Source organism: Streptomyces sp. NPDC055966, assembly GCF_042269865.1.
Lineage (GTDB): Bacteria > Actinomycetota > Actinomycetes > Streptomycetales > Streptomycetaceae > Streptomyces.
The window spans coordinates 916,183-934,222 of record NZ_JBHJYK010000001.1; the positions used below are offsets into that span (position 1 = coordinate 916,183).

Genomic DNA, 18,040 nt, shown 5'->3' on the forward strand with positions numbered 1-18,040 from the left:
TGCTCCACCGAGCGGTTCCACGGGCCAACGGACAAGAGGACGGCCTTTCCATGACCTGGCTGATCACCGGCGGTGCCGGATACATCGGGGCACACGTCGTACGAGCGATGACCGAGGCGGGCGAGCGCACGGTCGTGTACGACGACCTGTCCACGGGCATCGCCGAGCGCCTGCCGGCGGACGTCCCGCTGGTGCGGGGCTCCACGCTGGACGCGGAGCTGGTGGCCCGCACCCTCGCCGAGCACGAGATCAGCGGGGTCGTGCACCTCGCGGCGAAGAAGCAGGTGGGCGAGTCGGTGGACCTCCCGCTGCACTACTACCGGGAGAACGTGGAAGGCCTGCGGGTGCTCCTGGAGGCGGTCACGGCGGCGGAGGTGCCGTCCTTCCTGTTCTCCTCCTCGGCGGCGGTCTACGGCATGCCGGACGTCGACCTGGTGACGGAGGAGACCCCCTGCGTCCCGATGTCCCCGTACGGCGAGACGAAGCTGGCCGGTGAGTGGCTGGTCCGTGCGACGGGCAAGGCGACGGGCCTGTCCACCGCGTCCCTGCGCTACTTCAACGTGGCGGGCGCGGCCACCCCCGAACTCGCCGACACCGGGGTCTTCAACCTGATCCCGATGGTCTTCGAGAAGCTCACCGAGGGCGCGCCGCCGCGTATCTTCGGCGACGACTACGCCACACCGGACGGCACCTGCGTGCGCGACTACATCCACGTGGTCGACCTGGCCGAGGCGCACGTCACCGTCGCCCGCGCCCTGAGCTCCGCCCCCGGCACGGACCTGACCCTGAACATCGGCCGCGGCGAGGGCGTGTCGGTGCGCGAGATGATCGACCGCATCAACGCGGTCACCGGCTACGACCGCCCCCCGACGGTCACTCCGCGCCGCCCCGGCGACCCCGCGCGTGTCGTCGCCTCGGCGGAGCGGATCGCCACGGAACTGGGCTGGCAGGCCAAGTACGACGTCCAGGACATGATCACCTCGGCCTGGGAGGGCTGGGTCCACCACCACCCCGAGGCGGCCCGTGACTAGCCTGCGGGCATGACCGCCGGTTCCCGCCCCGCACGTCTCGCCGACCGCGCCCTCGGCCGGGAGCGGGCGGCGAGACGTGCGGGGGCGGCGGCTGGGACCCGGGCGAGGCCACGGACGACACGCAGCTGGCGGTCCTGACCGCCGAGTCCCTGCTGGCGCGCGGCCGTCTGGACCTGCCGGACGTCTTCGCCCGCTTCCGGCGCTGGGCGGCCGCCGGCCCGAAGGACGTCGGCCTCCAGACGGAGGCCGTCCTGACCGGCGGCGACCCGTGGGACACGGCCGCCCTGCGCCACTTCGAGGTCAGTCAACGGGCCGCCGGCAACGGCGCGTTGATGCGGGCGGCACCCTCGGCGGTCCACTTCGCCCGGCACGGCCGCGACGCGACGATGACCGCCGCCCGCCGCCTCTCCGCCCTCACACACGGGGATCCGGCGGCCTGGGAGGGCACGGCCGTCCTGCACGAGCTGGTCCGGGTGGCCCCGGCCGGGGCGGACCCGCTCACGGCCGTACCGGACACCCTGAGCGCCCTGCACCCCGCCCACCGTGAGCGCTACGCCGTGGTCCTCGCCCCCGACCGGCACCCCGATCAGGCGACGCCGGGGGTCTGGGGGTGTCCCCCGGAAAACACAGCAACGGCGCCGTCTGGCCGTGCCTGGGCTCGGCGGTCTGGGCCCTGCGGACCACGGGCTCGTACGAGGAAGCGGTCCGCGCGGCGGTCGATCTCGGCGGCGACACGGACACGGTGGCGGCGGTCACCGGGGCGCGGGCGGGCGCGGTGTACGGCCCGAGCGCGATCCCGGCCCGCTGGACCGAACCCCTGCACGTACCGCTGCCGGGCTTCGGCGAGCGCGTGCTGCGGGCCGCGGACCTGACGGAACTGGCCCGCGGGCTCCTCGCCCCGTACGCCCCGTAACCCACGCGACCCCCGCGCCGCGCGTCTACAGAGCCTTCAGCGCGCCCGCCGTGGCCCGGGCCAGACTCTCCAGGTAGCCCTTCGGCGGCTTCGGGGACCTGATCACCACCGCGCGCCAGTACAGGGGGCCCGAGACCAGGTCCAGGGCGAGGTCGGGGTCGATGCCTGGCCGGACCTCGCCCCGCGCCTCCGCCGCCGCGAGGATCTTGCTGGCCACGCCCTCCTGGCCGTCGCGCAGGGCCTTCTGGAAGGCCTCGGCGATCTCGGGGCTGCGGGCCGCCTCGGCCTGGAGGTCGGGGATGATCTGCGAGGCCACCGGATGGCGCAGGGCGCGGGACGTGACCTCGTACAGGAGGCGGAGGTCGCTCTCCAGGGCGCCCGTGTCCGGGGCCGGGAGGCCCAGGACCGCCATCGCCGAGACCACGTCGAGCACCAGGTGCAGCTTGGAACGCCACCGGCGGTACACGGCGGTCTTGCCGACGCCCGCCCGCCGCGCGATGCCCTCGATGGACATGCGGGCGTAGCCCACCGCCGCGAGCTCCTCGAAGACCGCGGCCCGGATGGCCTCGGTCACGTCCTCCCGGAGCACGGCGGCCCCGGCAGGCGTCCTGCGGCGTGCACGCTTCGGGATCTCGTCGGCGTTCGTCGTCATGACTCACAGCATAGGTGCGCGACGACGATACGGTTGCGTTCCGACGTCGATTGGCTCTACTCTCGCGTTGCGACGATACGGTCGCGTCCCGACGTAAGAGAACGTGAAGAGAAGCGTAAGAAAACGTCGGACGACCGACTTCGACGCCCGGCGGCCGGCCGGACGCGCACCCCCCTCCCCCGAGCGAAAGCAGCGGATGTGAGCCAGGTCCTCGACACACCGCCCCCCACCCAGGTCCCGGAAGACGATCTCTCGGCCCTCGCCGCCCGGCACGGCCTGACGGTCAGCGGTGCCCGCCCGACCCTGCCCGAGTACGTCCGCCAGCTGTGGAACCGGCGCCACTTCATCACCGCCTTCGCCACCGCCAAGCTCACCGCGCAGTACAGCGAGGCGAAGCTCGGCCAGGTCTGGCAGGTCATGACCCCGCTGCTGAACGCCGCGGTCTACTACTTCATCTTCGGTGTGCTGCTCGGCTCCAAGAAGGGCGTGCCGGACTACATCCCGTTCCTGGTCACCGGCGTGTTCGTGTGGACGTTCACGCAGAGCTCGATCCAGGTCGGCACCCGCGCGATCTCCGGCAACCTCGGCCTGGTGCGCGCCCTGCACTTCCCCCGCGCCGCCCTGCCGATCTCCTTCTGCATCCAGCAGCTCCAGCAGCTGCTGTTCTCGATGGCCGCGCTGGTCGTCATCCTGCTCTGCTTCGGCCTGCCGATCTCCCTCAGCTGGCTGTTGGTGATCCCCGTGCTGGTCCTCCAGTTCGTGTTCAACGCGGGCATGTCGCTGATCATGGCGCGGCTGGGCGCCAAGACCCCCGACATCGCCCAGCTGATGCCGTTCATCCTGCGCACCTGGATGTACATGTCCGGCGTGATGTGGAGCATCAGCAAGCTCACCAAGAGCGACCACCTGCCGCACATCGTCACGATCCTGCTGGAGAGCAACCCGGCCGCGGTCTACATCGACCTCATGCGCTACGCGCTGATCGCCAGCTTCCACGCCAAGCAGTTGCCCCCGCACGTGTGGCCGCTCGCCGTCGGCTGGGCCCTGGTCGCCGGAGTCGGCGGCTTCATCTACTTCTGGAAGGCAGAGGAGAAGTACGGCCGTGGCTGAGCAGACTCCCCAGAACCCCGAACTCCGCGACGACGAGGGCGAGACCCCGGAGGCACGCGCGATGCGCGAGCGGTACGAGCGCCTCGCGAAGGCCAAGACGGTCCCCACGATCGTGGTCGACGACGTCGACATCGTCTACCGCGTCCACGGCACCGGCTCCGGCCGCGGCTCCGCCACCGCCGCCCTCAACCGCATCATGCGCCGCAAGCAGGCCGAGAAGGCGGCGGGCGTGCGCACGGTGCACGCCGTGAAGAAGGTCTCGTTCGTCGCCTACAAGGGCGAGGCGGTCGGCCTGATCGGCACCAACGGCTCCGGCAAGTCGACCCTGCTCAAGGCGATCGCCGGCGTGCTCCCGGTGGAGAACGGCCACATCTACACCAACGGCCAGCCCTCACTCCTCGGCGTCAACGCGGCTCTGATGAACGACCTCACGGGCGAGCGCAACGTCTGGCTCGGCGGCCTCGCCATGGGCATGTCCCGTGAAGAGGTCAGGGAGCGATATCAAGACATCGTCGACTTCTCCGGAATCAACGAGAAGGGTGACTTCATCACCCTTCCGATGCGTACGTACTCCTCCGGTATGGCCGCGCGTCTGCGTTTCTCCATCGCCGCGGCCAAGGACCACGACGTCCTGCTGATCGACGAGGCCCTCGCCACCGGTGACCGCAGGTTCCAGATGCGCTCCGAGGACCGGATCCGCGAGCTGCGCGAGAAGGCGGGCACGGTGTTCCTGGTCAGCCACAACAACAAGTCGATCCGCGACACCTGCGAGCGGACCATCTGGCTGGAACGCGGCGAGCTGCGCATGGACGGCCCGACCGAGGACGTCATGAAGGAGTACGAGGCCTTCAGCGGCGAGAAGGGCGCCAAGAAGAAGGCGGCCTGACCCCCGGGTAAGCGGCCCGCAAGGGCTTGAGTAAGCAGATCACAAGAACGACAGTAAGAAGGCGGCTGGAAAGTTACGTAGGGAGAAACCCCAGGCCGCGGAAGTTCGTCTTCCACTCTGGGCCCCTCATCCGGCCGCCCTCTTACTCCACCCCGGTTATCCTTTTCATACGCTTAGTGACAGTATGTTATGAAGGGTGGCCTGAACCGACGATCTAAGGAGTCCACTGCGATGCCCCAACTCAGCGTCATCGTCTACGGACCGAACGCACAGGGGCACCTGACAGAGCTGCTGGACTCCGTGGAAGCCCACCCCCTCCTCGACGCCGAGATCATCGTCGCCGCGGTCGGCGACTGGGCCCGGGAGACCGCCGAGGGCCACGCTCCGGAGACGATCGTCGTGCCCCTTCCGGAGGGCACCGGGGACGCCGCCGCCCGCGCGGCCGGCGCCGCCCGCGCCTCCGGCCGCTGGCTGCACTTCGTGCACGCCAAGGACGGCCTGCCCGCCGGCGCCCCGCGCCAGCTCGCCGAGCGCACCGCCGAACTCGACGCCGAGCCCGGCGCCCCGGTGGACGTGCTCCTCTTCGACCACGTCGTCACCACCTGGCAGACCGCCGCCCGGGCCTCCCGCGACGGCCGCCTGCTCGCCGCCGTCGGCCGCGAGGGCCTCCCCCTGAACGAGGCCGCCGACCTGCTGCGCCTCACCCCGATCCTCGGCAACCGCGCGCTGCGCGCCGACTTCTGGCGGGCGCACGAGGAGCAGCTCACCGCTGGCGACGAGCCGCAGGCCGCCCACGCGGCCCTGCTGCACGCCGGCCGCGTCGCCTGCCTGAACCAGGCGGCGTACGAGAACCGCGAGCTGCGTCCCGAGAGCCTGCCGCCCCTCGACCCCGAGGACCGCTTCGCGCTCATCGACCGCTACGAGTCGCTGCTCCCGCTCACCAAGGACCGCCGCGCCACCCGCGCGGTGCTGTACGACCTGATGATGCGCGACCTGGTGCGCACCTTCGCCGGCGAGAACCTCCCCGACGCGGTCGCGCGCGAGTTCTTCCGCCGCGCCTCCCTCGTCGCCGTCCGCTGGCGCCCCGAGAACCACGAGCGCCCGGCGGGCGTGGAGGGCGTGCGGCACGCGCTGCTGGAGGAGGGCGCGTACACCAAGTACCGCGCCTTCCAGGCCGCCAACCGCACCCGCCGCGCCGCCAAGAAGGCCGTCAAGAGCCGGAAGAAGGAGCTGGGCGCCAGGCTGCGCGACCAGCAGTACCAGCGCGCGCTGAGCCGCCCGGTCAACCCGCACCTGGCCGTGTTCGCCGCCTACTGGGAGCGCGGTGTGGCCTGCAACCCGGCCGCGATCGCCGCCAAGATGGCCGAACTGGCCCCGCACATCCACCCGGTGTGGGTGGTGTCGAAGAGCAACGAGGCCCTGCTGCCGCCCGGCACCGACTACGTCATCCCCGGCACCCGCCGCTACTGGGAGACCATGGCGACCGCCAAGTACCTGGTGAACAACGTCAACTTCCCCAACGCGGTGGTCAAGCGCCCGGACGCGATCCACCTCCAGACCCACCACGGCACCCCGCTCAAGCGCATGGGCCTGGACCAGATGGAGCACCCGGCCGCCGCCAAGGGCCTGGACTTCGACGCGCTGCTGGGCCGTATCGACAAGTGGGACTACAGCGTCAGCGCCAACAGCCACTCGACCCGTATGTGGGAGCGTGCCTACCCGGCCCGCTTCACCTCGCTGGACTACGGCTACCCGCGCAACGACGTCTTCTACACAGCCACCGCCGACGACGTCCGCGCCGCCCGCCGCCGCCTCGGCATCGCCCCCGGCAAGAAGGCCGTGCTGTACGCCCCGACCCACCGCGACTACGAGGCCGGCTTCACCCCCCGCCTGGACCTCGCGGAATTCGCCGACCGGCTCGGCGAGGACACGGTCCTGCTGGTGCGCGCGCACTACTTCTACGGCGGCGCCGCCTCCCCGCTCACCGGCCTGCGCCGCTCCGGCCGGATCATCGACGTCTCCTCCTACGACCCCGTCGAGGAGCTGTGCCTGGCCGCCGACGCGCTGGTCACGGACTACTCGTCGATCATGTTCGACTACGCCAACCTGGACCGCCCGATCGTCGTCTACGCCGACGACTGGGAGACCTACCGGACCACCCGCGGTGTCTACTTCGACCTGATGGAAGACCACCCCGGCCAGGTCGCGCGCACCCAGGAGGAGCTGACGGAGATCTTCGTCTCCGGCGCCTGGCAGGGCGAGTGCGCGGCGAAGGCACGGGCCGCGTTCCGCCGCCGCTTCTGCGAGTACGACGACGGCCGCGCCGCCGAACGGGTCGTACGCCGGGTGTTCCTCGGCGAGCCGGAGGACTCCCTGCCCCCGGTGCTCCCGCTTGAGGACCGCACCCCCGCCCCGACCCCCGAGGAGGCCTCGGCATGACGACCACGACCACGACCCCTGACGTCACGGTCACGGTCATCGTCTTCAACGACGCGGAGCGCCTGCCCCGGGCCGTGGAGTCGCTGCGCGCACAGACGCACGCGAACATCGAGATCATCATCAGTGACGACCACTCCACCGACGACACGCCCACCGTGGCGCGCCGGCTGGAGGCGCAGGACGAGCGCGTGCGCTACCTCCGGCTGCCGGAGAACAGCGGCGGCTGCAGCGCCCCGCGCAACCGGGCCGTCGAGATCGCCCGGGCGCCGTATCTGATGTTCCTCGACAGCGACGACGAACTCCCGCCCCGCGCGGTGGAGTTGCTGCTCGCCGCGCACCGTGAGCGCGAGGTCGACTTCACCATGGGCGCGGTCCGCCGCGTGCGGGTGGACAACGGCAGGCGCTCGACGTGGATGCCCCACCTGGTGACCGAGAGGCGCACCGTCGAGGGCATCGAGAAGGACCCGCGCCTGCTGTTCGAGCACCTGTCGACGAGCAAGATGTACGCGCGGTCCTTCCTCGACCGGCACGACCTGCGCTTCCCCGAGGGCATCCACTACGAGGACCAGCTGTTCTCGGCCCAGGCCTACTGCCTGGCGACGGCGTTCACGATCATCCCGGACCCGGTGTACGTCTGGTACATCGACCCGTTCGCGGCGGCCGCCTCGGCGTCCATCTCCAACCAGCGGCACAAGGTCCAGAACGTGGCGGACCGGGTCAAGGTCCAGCGCATGATCGACGACTTCCTGGTCGAGAGCGGGCACGCGGGGCTGCGCGAGGACAAGGACTTCAAGTTCCTCAAGCACGACTTCCGGATGTACGCGGGCGACCTGCCCTACCGCGACGAGGAGTGGATGCGCTCCTTCGCCGAGATCATGAACCCGTACCTGGACACGCTGGCCGACGGCGCCTACGCCCGGCTGCCGCGTCCGGAGCGGGTGGTGCTGGGGCTGCTGCGGGACGGCCGCCTGGCCGACGCCCAGCTCGCGGCGCGCGGTCTCGGCGACAAGGTGGCACCGCGCCAGGTCACGGCCGACGCGTCGGGCGTCCCGTACTGGGGCGACGAGGTCCCGGCCACCGACCGCGCCCGCCGCGAACTGGACCTGTCCGATCTGGAGTTGGACACGCGTCCGTTCCCGAGCGCGCAGTTCCGCCACGAGATCACGGAGCTGAAGCGCGAGCGCGGGGCCGCCCTGACGCTCTCGATCCGCACGTACGACCCGGGCCTGCGCCTCCCGGTGGGCCCGCAGCGGGCGAGCCTCCTGCTGTCCCCCGGCAACCGCCGGATGACGGTCCCCTTCCGCCTGGACCCGGTCAGCCCGGGCCTCTTCGAGGGCACGGTGCGTCTGGACCTGGCGGCGGCTCCCGTCCCGCTCCAGGGCTTCGAGGGCCTGCGTCACCCGCAGATCCGGCTCCAGCAGCAGGGTCTGGCGCACTCGGGCGTCCTGCTGGCCCCGCTGGACTTCCCGGCGGTCACGGCACGCATCGAGTACCGCTCGGGCGCGACCCCGCACGACGTCACGATCGAGCCGGAGGGCCGCAACCCCGGCCGCCTCCAGATCCGCTGGCGCCCGGTGGGCGTGACGGCCAAGGTGATCCGCCCGGTCATCAAGAAGGTGGCGCGGCCCAAGATCCGTAAGGCGGCGAAGCTGCTGTCGAGCGTGCTCCGGTAGCCGTTCCGGTGCCGTTGTGCCGAAGGGGCGCGGGGACTTCCCCGCGCCCCTTCCGGCGTCACAGCACGCGGTACAGGACCTGGTGCCCGGGACCCGTCGTCACCTTCTTCAACCCGGGTCCGGCCAGGCTCTTCGGCCCGACGACCCACTGCACCTGGTACTTCCGCAGGATCGCCTGCCGTTCGGCGGCGGACGTGCCCGTGGCGAAGTAGTGCGACACCGCCGCGTCCCGCTGCTTCTCGTCCGGCAGGAAGAAGTCGGGATAGCCGGGCGTCACGGTGTACGGCCCGTACGCGGGGATCTGCCGCGCCGGGAACGTCTCTGCCATGACCACGTCGCCGTACTTCGCCCACGGCGTGATCCAGTGGTAGCCCACCCACGGCGTGTGGTACTTGTCCGCGACGGCCGACGGCAGCGCGCTCTTCGGGATCACGTACCCGAGCGTCCCGGCCTGCGTCCACGCCCCCACGGCCAGTACGGCGCCGAGCACGCACGCCCAGCCGGTCCTCGCCCACGCGCGGCTGCGCACCGCCGTCACGGCCTCCAGCGCGGCCGCGAGCTGGGCCGGGATCAGCGCGGCGGGCAGCGCGCGGCCCCAGGAGTAGTGGCCGGTCAGCCCGCCCGCGGCGAACATCAGCGCGCCCAGGGCGAAGAACAGCACCAGCGGGTCCCAGCGGTCGCGCCGAAAGCGCAGGACGAGGGCCGCCACGCCCAGCAGGACGAAGCCGAAGTGCCCGGCCAGGTGCTCGTAGAGCGGCTTGTGGATGGCCTCCAGGTCCGAGCCCGCCGAGAAGAGGGAGAAGAAGTCGTAGTACGGCCACAGGCCCAGCAGCAGCATGCCCAGCGCCAGCGCGGCGGCCAGCCGCAGCAGCACCTGCCGGGAGGGCCGGGCCGCGATCACCATGGCCAGCGCGCCCAGGGACGAGACGACTCCGGTGAACTGGTGGCTGAGCAGGATCACGGCCCACAGCAGACCGAGCGCCGCCCAGCGCGCCCATGCCACCGGCTCGCTCGCGCGCAGCGCGCGCGTCAGCCACGCCCAGAAGTGGAAGGTGAGGCCGATCGCGAACACGCTCGGGTACGACACCGTCAGCGCCAGCGAGTTCAGGCCCACGAACCCGGACCAGTTGAACAGCACCGGGCCCCAGAGCAGGACCAGGCTCAGCAGGGCGAGGGCAGGCGCGGCGCGGTGGGCACTGAGGGTGCGGACGTACCGCCACACGCCCGTGACCAGCAGGCCGAGGCCGACGACCGCGGCGATGCGCAGGACGACGAACACCGACAGTCCGGTCAGCTTGGCGACCAGGCCCAGCACCAGCATCCACGGCGAGTAGTACGGGCTCGGCGTGTCCGCGTCGACCAGCGGGTTGCCGGGATGCAGCAGGTTGTGGCGCAGGCGCTCGATGGTGGCCGCGTGCATGCCGAGGTCGCCCGCCCAGGGCAGGCGGACGATCACGAGGAGCAGCAGCACCACGACGAGAGCGGCGACGGCCTGGGGCAGAGCCCGGCCGGCCCGCGCGGTGGGGTTCTGCGGCGGCTCCGTGCGGCTCACGGGCTCGGTGTCAGACGGTGCGGCGTGCATCCTGCTGACCCTAGCCGAGGTTTCTTAAGGGTCGGCAAGAAGCGAGACGCCCCGGGCCGCTGGGTGCCCGGGGCGTCTTCGGTGCCTTCCTTACGCGCGGACCCTACGAATGCGTGCGCAGCAGCGTCCGCATCGTGCGCATCGCCACCGACAGGTTGGCGAGGTCGAAGGAGTCCGAGCTGCGGATCTCCTCCAGGGTGGTGCGCGCCCGGCCCAGGATCGCGGAGTTCTTCTGCTCCCAGGCCTCGAACCGCTGCCCCGGCGTCGAGGTGCCGTTGCCGGCCGCGAGCACGTCCGCGGTGAGCCCCGCGTGGGCCGCGTACAGGTCCTCGCGGATGGAGGCGCGGGCCATGGACTGCCAGCGGTCGTTGCGGGGCAGGTCGCTGATGCGGTCCATCAGCTGGGTGATGTTCAGCCGGTCGGCGAGGTCGTAGTAGACGTCGGCGACGTCGAGCGGCTCCTTGCCCGTGCGGTCGGCCACCGAGACGATGTCCAGCGTCGGGAAGGCCGAGGAGAAACCGGCCACGCGCGTGGCGAGCTCGTCCGGGACGCCGACGGCGGAGAGCTCGTCGTACACGTGCTGGTACCACTCCAGGTCCGCGCCGCGCAGCAGCTTCGGCAGCTCCTGCCAGACCCGCTCGACCCGCTCGGCGAAGAACTCGACCGTCTCGGCGAGCTGGAGCGGCTGCGGCCGGTTGTTGAGCAGCCAGCGCGTGCCGCGCTCGACCAGCCGGCGCGAGTGCAGCCGGATGCGGGTCTGGACGGCGGCGTCGACCCTGTTGTCCAGGGCCTCGACCGCGTCCCACACCGGAGCCGAGGAGAAGATGGCGCGGGCCGCGGTCTGCGCCCGCACGATCTCCTCCAGGGAGGCACCGGTCTCCTCGCGCAGCCGGTGCAGATACGTCGTGCCGCCCGTGTTGACCGTGTCGTTGACCAGCACGGTCGTGGTGATCTCACGGCGCAGCGGGTGGTTGTCGATCGCCTCGGCGAACCGCTCGCGCAGGGCCGTCGGGAAGTACGCGTGCAGCAGGCCGCGCAGGTACGGGTCGTCCGGCAGCGAGGTGTGCAGCAGCTCCTCGGCGACCGTGATCTTCGTGTACGCCATGACGACGGCCGTCTCCGGGCTGGTCAGGCCCTGCGCCTGGCCGAGCCGCTCACGGATCTGGCGGTCGGTCGGCAGGAACTCCAGCCCCCGGTCCAGGTGCCCCTCGCGCACCAGGTGACGCATGAACCGCTGCTGGGCGTGGAGCATGGCGCCCGCCTGCGAGAGGGCGTTGGCCAGGGCGGTGTTCTGCGCGTAGTTGTTGCGCAGCACCAGGGCGCCGACCTCGTCGGTCATCTCGGCGAGGAGCTTGTTGCGCTGCTTGACGGTCATGTCGCCGTCCGCGACCAGGCCGTTCAGCAGGATCTTGATGTTCACCTCGTGGTCGGAGGTGTCCACACCGGCGCTGTTGTCGATCGCGTCGGTGTTGATCTTGCCGCCGTGCCGGGCGAACTCGATCCGGCCGAGCTGGGTCAGACCCAGGTTGCCGCCCTCGCCGACGACCTTGACACGCAGGTCCTCGCCGTCGACGCGGATGGCGTCGTTGGCCTTGTCGCCGACGTCGGCGTTGGACTCGGCCGACGACTTCACGTACGTGCCGATGCCGCCGTTCCACAGCAGGTCCACCGGCGCGTGCAGGATCGCCTTCATCAGGTCGGCCGGGGTCATCTTGGTGACCTTGCCCTCGATGCCGAGGGCCTCGCGGACGTGGGCGTTCACCGGGATCGACTTGGCGCTGCGCGGGAAGATCCCGCCGCCCGCCGACAGCAGCTCGGTGTTGTAGTCCGCCCAGGAGGAGCGGGGCAGCTCGAACAGGCGGCGGCGCTCGGCGTACGAGGTCTCCGCGTCCGGGGTGGGGTCGATGAAGATGTGCCGGTGGTCGAAGGCGGCGACCAGCCGGATGTGCTCGGAGAGCAGCATGCCGTTGCCGAACACGTCACCGGACATGTCGCCGATGCCGACGACCGTGAAGTCCTGGCCTTGCGTGTCCACGCCCAGCTCGCGGAAGTGCCGCTTGACGGACTCCCAGGCGCCGCGCGCGGTGATGCCCATGCCCTTGTGGTCGTAGCCCGCGCTGCCGCCGGAGGCGAAGGCGTCGCCCAGCCAGAAGTTGTACTTCTCGGCGACCCCGTTGGCGATGTCCGAGAACGTCGCGGTGCCCTTGTCGGCGGCGACCACCAGGTAGGTGTCGTCGCCGTCGTGGCGGACCACGTCCTGCGGGGGCACGACCTCGCCGGCGACCATGTTGTCGGTGATGTCGAGCAGCGCCGAGATGAACGTCTTGTAGCTGGCGACGCCCTCGGCCAGCCACGCGTCGCGGTCCTTGGCCGGGTCCGGCAGCTGCTTGGCGACGAAGCCGCCCTTGGCGCCGACCGGCACGATGACGGTGTTCTTCACCATCTGCGCCTTGACGAGGCCGAGGATCTCGGTGCGGAAGTCCTCACGCCGGTCGGACCAGCGCAGACCGCCGCGCGCGACCTTGCCGAAGCGCAGGTGCACGCCCTCGACGCGCGGCGAGTACACCCAGATCTCGAACGCCGGGCGCGGCGCGGGCAGGTCGGGAATGGCCTGCGGGTCGAACTTCATGGAGACGTAGTCGTGCGGCGTGCCGTCGCCCTTCTCCTGGAAGAAGTTCGTGCGCAGCGTCGCCTTGATGACGGTGAGGAAGGACCGCAGGATCCGGTCCTCGTCCAGGCTCGCCACCTGGTCCAGGGCCGCGTCCAGCTCCTCCAGCAGCGCGTCCGTGATCTCCAGGCCGGCCTTCTGCCGGTCCGGCGACATCCGCGCCTCGAACAGCGAGACGAGCAGCCGGGTGGTGTGGACGTTGTTGCGGAGGGTGTCCTCCATGTAGTCCTGCGAGAAGGTCGAACCGGCCTGGCGCAGGTACTTGGCGTAGGCCCGCAGCACCATCGCCTGCCGCCAGGACAGCCCGGCGCCCAGCACGAGCGCGTTGAAGCCGTCGTTCTCGGCCTTGCCGGTCCAGGTGGCGGCGAAGGCCTCCTGGAAGCGGTCACGGGCGTCGTCGCCGAGGTGCTCCCCGCCGCCCGCCGCCTGGGGCACGCGCAGACCGAAGTCGTAGATCCAGGCGGTCGTACGGTCCGAGCAGCGCAGCTCGTACGGCCGCTCGTCGGTGACCTCGACGCCGAGGCGGCTGAGCACCGGCAGCACGTGCGAGAGGGAGACCGAGCCGCCCTTCTGGTAGATCTTGAACCGGCGCTCCTCGGGACCCGCGCCCACCGGCTCGTACAGGCTCAGGCTGAAGGTCTTGTCCCCGCCGAGCTGCTCCAGGTGGACCAGGTCGGCGACCGCGGCACGCGGCGTGTGGTCGGCCTTGTAGCCCTCGGGGAACGCGGTGCCGTAGCGGCGCAGCATCTCGGCCGCGTGCTCCTCGCCGCACTCGGCGGTCAGCGCCTCGGCGAACGCGTCGGCCCAGGAGCGGGCGGCCTCGACGAGACGGGCCTCGATGCGGTCGCGGTCGGCGTCCGACAGCTCGGGCAGCACGGTGCCCGGCGGGACGCGGACGACGAAGTGCAGCCGGGACAGGATCGATTCGGTGTTCCAGGCGGTGAAGTCGACGCTGATGCCGCCGAGCTCCTCCTTGAGGATGTCGATGATCCGCAGCCGGACACCCGTGGTGTAGCGGTCGCGCGGGAGGTAGACGAGGGCCGAGTAGTAGCGCCCGTACTCGTCCTGGCGCAGGTACAGCCGCAGCCGGCGGCGCTCCTGGAGGTAGAGCACGGAGGTGACGATGGACTGGAGCTCGGCGACGGGCGTCTGGAACAGCTCGTCGCGCGGGTAGGTCTCCAGGATCTGGAGCAGGTCACGGCCGTCGTGGCTGTTCGGCGAGAACCCGGCGCGGTGCAGCACCTCGTCGACCTTGCGGCGGACGACGGGGACCCGGCGCACGGAGTCGGTGTACGCGGCGGACGAGAAGAGCCCGAGGAACCGCCGCTCGCCGACGACGTTGCCGTCCGCGTCGAACTTCTTGACCCCGACGTAGTCCAGGTACGACGGCCGGTGCACGGTGGCCCGGCTGTTCGCCTTGGTCAGAACGAGGAGCTTGTGCTCGCGGGCCTTGGCGCGGGCGTCGGCCGACAGCCGCTCGAAGGACGGGCTGACCGGGTGCTGATCGTCCTCGGCGTGCTGCGGGTCGGAGCGCAGGACACCGAGGCCGGTGCCGGGCACGGCGGCGAGCGTGTCGTCGTCGCGCAGCTCGTACTCGCGGTAGCCGAGGAAGGTGAAGTGCTCGTCGGACAGCCAGCGCAGCAGCTCACGCGCCTCCTCGACCTCGGCCTTGGCCAGGTCGCCGGGGGCGGGGTCGGTCGGCAGCTCGTCGGCGATCCGGATCGCCGTGGCGCGCATCTTCTCCCAGTCCTCGACGGCCTCGCGGACGTCGGACAGGACGCGCAGCAGATCGGCGGTGATCTGCTTCAGGTCGGCGCGGTCCGTCTCCCGGTCGATCTCGACGTGGATCCAGGACTCGAAGTGCGCGTCGTGCGGGAGGTCGCCGGCGGGCGGGGTCGGCAGGACCTCCAGCAGCCTGCCGGTCAGATCACGCCGGACGACGAACTGGGGATGGACGACGACGTGGATGCCGCGTCCCTGCCGGGTCAGCTCATTGGTGACCGAGTCGACCAGGAAGGGCATGTCGTCGGTGACGACCTCGACCACGCTGTGGCTGCAGGTCCACCCGTTCTCCTCCACGGTCGGGGTGTGGACCCGCACGTTCGCCGTGCCCTGGGGGCGGGTCTCGGCGAGACGGTAGTGGGAGACCGCGGCGCCGAAGACGTCGACCGGGTCGCGGTCGGCGAGGTCTTCCGGGGCGGTGTGCAGGTAGTACCGCTGGAGGAACGCGAGCACGGACTCGCTGTCCGGGGTGTCCGGGGAGCCCTCGCCCGCGGTCCCGGTCGGTAGGTGCCCCCCGACCGGGCTGTTCTCAGCTACCCGGGCGGCCCTTCCGAGCAGCTCGGCCTTGGCTTCGTCCAGCTTGGTCTGCATTGTCCTCTGACTCCTGTCGCGCGCCGTTGCGTGACGTAGAAGGAAGTACGGTCTCTTTCCCTCCGGCTCGACGCCACAGCCCGGGGTGTCCGGACCACTCAGACGCTATGCCGCGAGGTGAGATGAGCGGGGGGAGTTCGGCCATTGTCGTCACACCCGCCAGGCGTGACGCTGCTCTCGGCACGGCCATGTCCAGGGTTGCCCACGGCGCCCCGGGAGCTCCTGCGGCCCCGCCCCGCCCGCGAAGACCAGCGACCGCCGCCCGGCCACGGAGGTGTTCCGTGCAACCCGGGCGCGGGGCAGGGACACGATCGTCCCCGCGAACTATCGCGCTGATCACGCCACAAGGCTATCGCTCCTCACCCCGGGCTCGTCATGAGCCGTATGTGTACAAAACAGGGGGTCGAAGTTTGACGTTCTGCACAGCGCCGGGGCGGGCCCGAGTGACGTATCCGGCGGGGGCGGCCGCGGGTAGCCGGGAGGCCGGTCCGGGTAGGTCTCAGTGTCAGGTCGCGCCGCGAGATCCCCGACCTCACCCTGAGAGCACACCCTGCCTGCCCGGAGGAGCCGACATGCCCGCGAAGATCCTGATCGTCACCGGCGACGCAGCGGAATCCCTGGAAGTCCTCTACCCCTATCAGCGCCTGCTGGAGGAAGGCTACGAGGTCCATATCGCCGCTCCCTCCCGCAAGACCCTGCGCTTCGTCGTCCACGACTTCGAACCCGGCTACGACACCTACACGGAGAAGCCCGGCTACACCTGGCCCGCCGACCTGGCCTTCGCCGACGTCGACCCCGGCGAGTACGTCGCCCTCGTCGTCCCCGGCGGCCGCGCCCCGGAGTACCTGCGCAACGACCCCGAGCTGCGCAAGATCCTCAAGGCCTTCTTCGACGCCGACAAGCCCGTCGCCCAGATCTGCCACGGCCCTCTGCTCACCGCGGCGATCGACACCCTGCGCGGCCGCAGGGTCACCGCGTACCCCGCCCTGGAACCGGACATGCAGGCGGCCGGCGCGGGCTTCCAGGACACCGAGGCGGTCGTCGACGGCACCCTGGTCTCCTCCCGTGCCTGGCCGGACCACCCGGCCTGGATGCGCGAGTTCCTGAAGGTCCTGCGGGCGGCGGCACCGGCGGGCTGAGGGGCGCGAGGCAGGGCGGAGAGCGGGGGCGGGCGGGACGGCGGGGCGAGGGCGGGCGCAGCGGCCGTACCGCCGCAGCGGTGCCGGTCCCCGGCTACGCCGCTATTCGCTCTGCTTCCTGCACCGCCTCCGCGAGCGTGTCCACGACCGGCACGCCCACGGCCTCCAGGCTGTCCCGGCTGTGCGACCCCCCGGTGTACAGCACGGCCCGCGCTCCCACCTCGCGCGCCGCGACCGCGTCGTCCGCCGCGTCCCCGATCACCACGGTCCGCGCGGGCTCCACGCCCGTCCCGAGCGCCGCCAGATGCCGCACCATGTGCGCGGCCTTGCTCCCCCCGGACGGCCCCGTACGCCCGTCGACCCGCAGGAACTGCGCCTCGATGCCGAACCCCCGCACGAGCGGCACCAGTTCCTCGTGTCCGTACATGCTCAGCAGGGACTGGCTGTGCCCGGCTGTTCTCCATCCGGCGAGCAGCTCCGCCGCCCCGTCGGCCAGCCCGCAGCGCCCCCGCTGCTCCGCGTAGTGCCGATGGAACACCCCGTCCATCAGCTCCCACTCGGCCTCGGTCGGCAGCCGCCCGAGCAGCCGCTCGTAGAACTTCGGCACCGGCACGCAGTACAGCGCCCGGTACTCCTCCATCGTGATCGGCGCGAGCCCCAGCTCGGCGAAGGCCGCGTTCGTCGCCCCGATGATCGCGTCATTGTCGTGGAACAGCGTGCCGTTCCAGTCCCAGACGATGTGCGCGCTTCCGTGCATCCCCATGCCGAAAACCGTACTCGCCCCCACTGACAATCACCCCGGCCGCACGCCCCGGGCCGACGACGGGCCCGACGTCAGGCGCCCTGCCCGACCAGGTTGGGGATCTCCTGCGTGGCGAACCAGAGCAGCTCGTGGTCGTCCGCCCCGTCCACGACGGACTGCGCGTCGTCGTCCCCGCCGTCCGCCGCCGCCAGCGCCTGCGCCGCCGCGGCCACGTCCTGCTCCGCGTCGTCGGCGTCGACGTGCACGGCGGCCGCCTTCGCGAGCGGCACGCTCAACGCCACGGTCACCTCGCCCGGCGCGGACGGGTCCGCCCCCCGGTCCGGACCGGCGCTCGCGGCACCGTCCGGCACGTCCACGGCGACCACGACCCGGCGCCGCGCCGCGCCCGGATCCGCCGCCAGCCGCCGCAGCGAGGCCAGCGCGGCCTGCCCGAGCGCGGCGTACTCCAGCTCCTCGACGTCCTCGGAGACGTACCACGCACGCAGTTCGGGTGTGACGGCGTACGCGACGAAGGGGCCGCTCCCCAGCTCACCCGTCTTGTGCGCCTCGGCGAGCGCGGGAAGGGTCAGGGGGACGTAGACGCGCATGGTGGCCGCTCTTTCCTGATCAAGGGCTCGAAGGCTTCAGGATACGTGCGCGGGTCCCCTTTCGAGTCCCTGCCCACACCCGTGAACCCGTGGACACCGGGCCACGCATTCACCCGGTGCGCCCGCGTGATTCCGGGGTTCCAGGACCCACGGGTCCCCCGGATAGGCGAACTTCTCCGCCCCTCCCCGCAGCGCACCGCCGCCCTTGCCACCCGGCTCCGCGC

At 71.4% G+C, this 18,040-nt stretch carries 11 protein-coding genes and 1 pseudogene; 7 read left to right on the forward strand and 5 right to left on the reverse strand.

The genetic code is table 11. The annotated features are described in order from the left end of the window. Positions 1–50 precede the first annotated feature (50 nt). Both galE and ACFC8N_RS04270 read left to right on the forward strand, forming a co-directional pair. Positions 51–1,031, forward strand: coding sequence for a UDP-glucose 4-epimerase GalE (galE, locus tag ACFC8N_RS04265; RefSeq protein WP_356031697.1), 981 nt, complete (start codon positions 51–53; stop codon positions 1,029–1,031). A gap of 50 nt (positions 1,032–1,081) precedes the next feature. After that, positions 1,082–1,944 (forward strand): annotated as a pseudogene (locus ACFC8N_RS04270) (ADP-ribosylglycohydrolase family protein); the annotation flags it as partial. Between the two features lie 25 nt (positions 1,945–1,969). Here the strand turns inward: ACFC8N_RS04270 and ACFC8N_RS04275 are convergent. Next, a complete protein-coding gene (locus ACFC8N_RS04275) occupies positions 1,970–2,596 on the reverse strand; it encodes a TetR/AcrR family transcriptional regulator (protein ID WP_356031699.1) in 627 nt (208 codons plus the stop codon). A 198-nt stretch (positions 2,597–2,794) separates the two neighbouring features. On the opposite strand from ACFC8N_RS04275, the gene ACFC8N_RS04280 reads away from it, so the two are divergent. The 4 genes from ACFC8N_RS04280 (at position 2,795) to ACFC8N_RS04295 (ending at position 8,704) form a co-directional block, all read left to right on the forward strand. Beyond that, entirely contained in the window at positions 2,795–3,706 is a 912-nt protein-coding gene (locus ACFC8N_RS04280) for an ABC transporter permease (RefSeq protein ID WP_356031701.1), read from the forward strand. A gap of 61 nt (positions 3,707–3,767) precedes the next feature. Beyond that, positions 3,768–4,592, forward strand: coding sequence for an ABC transporter ATP-binding protein (locus tag ACFC8N_RS04285; RefSeq protein ID WP_356031757.1), 825 nt, complete (start codon positions 3,768–3,770; stop codon positions 4,590–4,592). Between the two features lie 231 nt (positions 4,593–4,823). After that, positions 4,824–7,031, forward strand: coding sequence for a CDP-glycerol glycerophosphotransferase family protein (locus ACFC8N_RS04290; RefSeq protein WP_356031703.1), 2,208 nt, complete (start codon positions 4,824–4,826; stop codon positions 7,029–7,031). Beyond that, on the forward strand, positions 7,028–8,704 hold the full coding sequence (locus ACFC8N_RS04295) for a glycosyltransferase family 2 protein (protein ID WP_376286193.1): 1,677 nt from the start codon (positions 7,028–7,030) through the stop codon (positions 8,702–8,704). Before ACFC8N_RS04290 ends, ACFC8N_RS04295 begins: the two co-directional genes overlap by 4 nt. 58 nt (positions 8,705–8,762) lie before the next feature. Here ACFC8N_RS04295 and ACFC8N_RS04300 read toward each other — a convergent pair whose 3' ends face one another. After that, the gene (locus ACFC8N_RS04300; protein ID WP_376286196.1) at positions 8,763–10,286 is read right to left on the reverse strand and encodes a hypothetical protein; all 1,524 of its coding nucleotides are present in this window, start codon (positions 10,284–10,286) and stop codon (positions 8,763–8,765) included. A gap of 103 nt (positions 10,287–10,389) precedes the next feature. Beyond that, a complete protein-coding gene (locus tag ACFC8N_RS04305; RefSeq protein ID WP_356031707.1) occupies positions 10,390–15,327 on the reverse strand; it encodes an NAD-glutamate dehydrogenase in 4,938 nt (1,645 codons plus the stop codon). A 572-nt stretch (positions 15,328–15,899) separates the two neighbouring features. Here ACFC8N_RS04305 and ACFC8N_RS04310 point away from each other — a divergent pair. Beyond that, positions 15,900–16,466: a DJ-1/PfpI family protein gene (locus tag ACFC8N_RS04310; protein WP_356031709.1), complete on the forward strand. Its 567-nt coding sequence runs from the start codon at positions 15,900–15,902 to the stop codon at positions 16,464–16,466. 94 nt (positions 16,467–16,560) lie between these two features. On the opposite strand, the gene ACFC8N_RS04315 is transcribed toward ACFC8N_RS04310, so the two are convergent. Together ACFC8N_RS04315 and ACFC8N_RS04320 are read right to left on the reverse strand one after the other, a co-directional pair. Then, the gene (locus ACFC8N_RS04315; RefSeq protein WP_376286199.1) at positions 16,561–17,229 is read right to left on the reverse strand and encodes an HAD family hydrolase; all 669 of its coding nucleotides are present in this window, start codon (positions 17,227–17,229) and stop codon (positions 16,561–16,563) included. 71 nt (positions 17,230–17,300) lie between these two features. After that, on the reverse strand, positions 17,301–17,816 hold the full coding sequence (locus ACFC8N_RS04320; protein WP_356031713.1) for a DUF6912 family protein: 516 nt from the start codon (positions 17,814–17,816) through the stop codon (positions 17,301–17,303). Between the last annotated feature and the right edge of the window lie 224 nt (positions 17,817–18,040).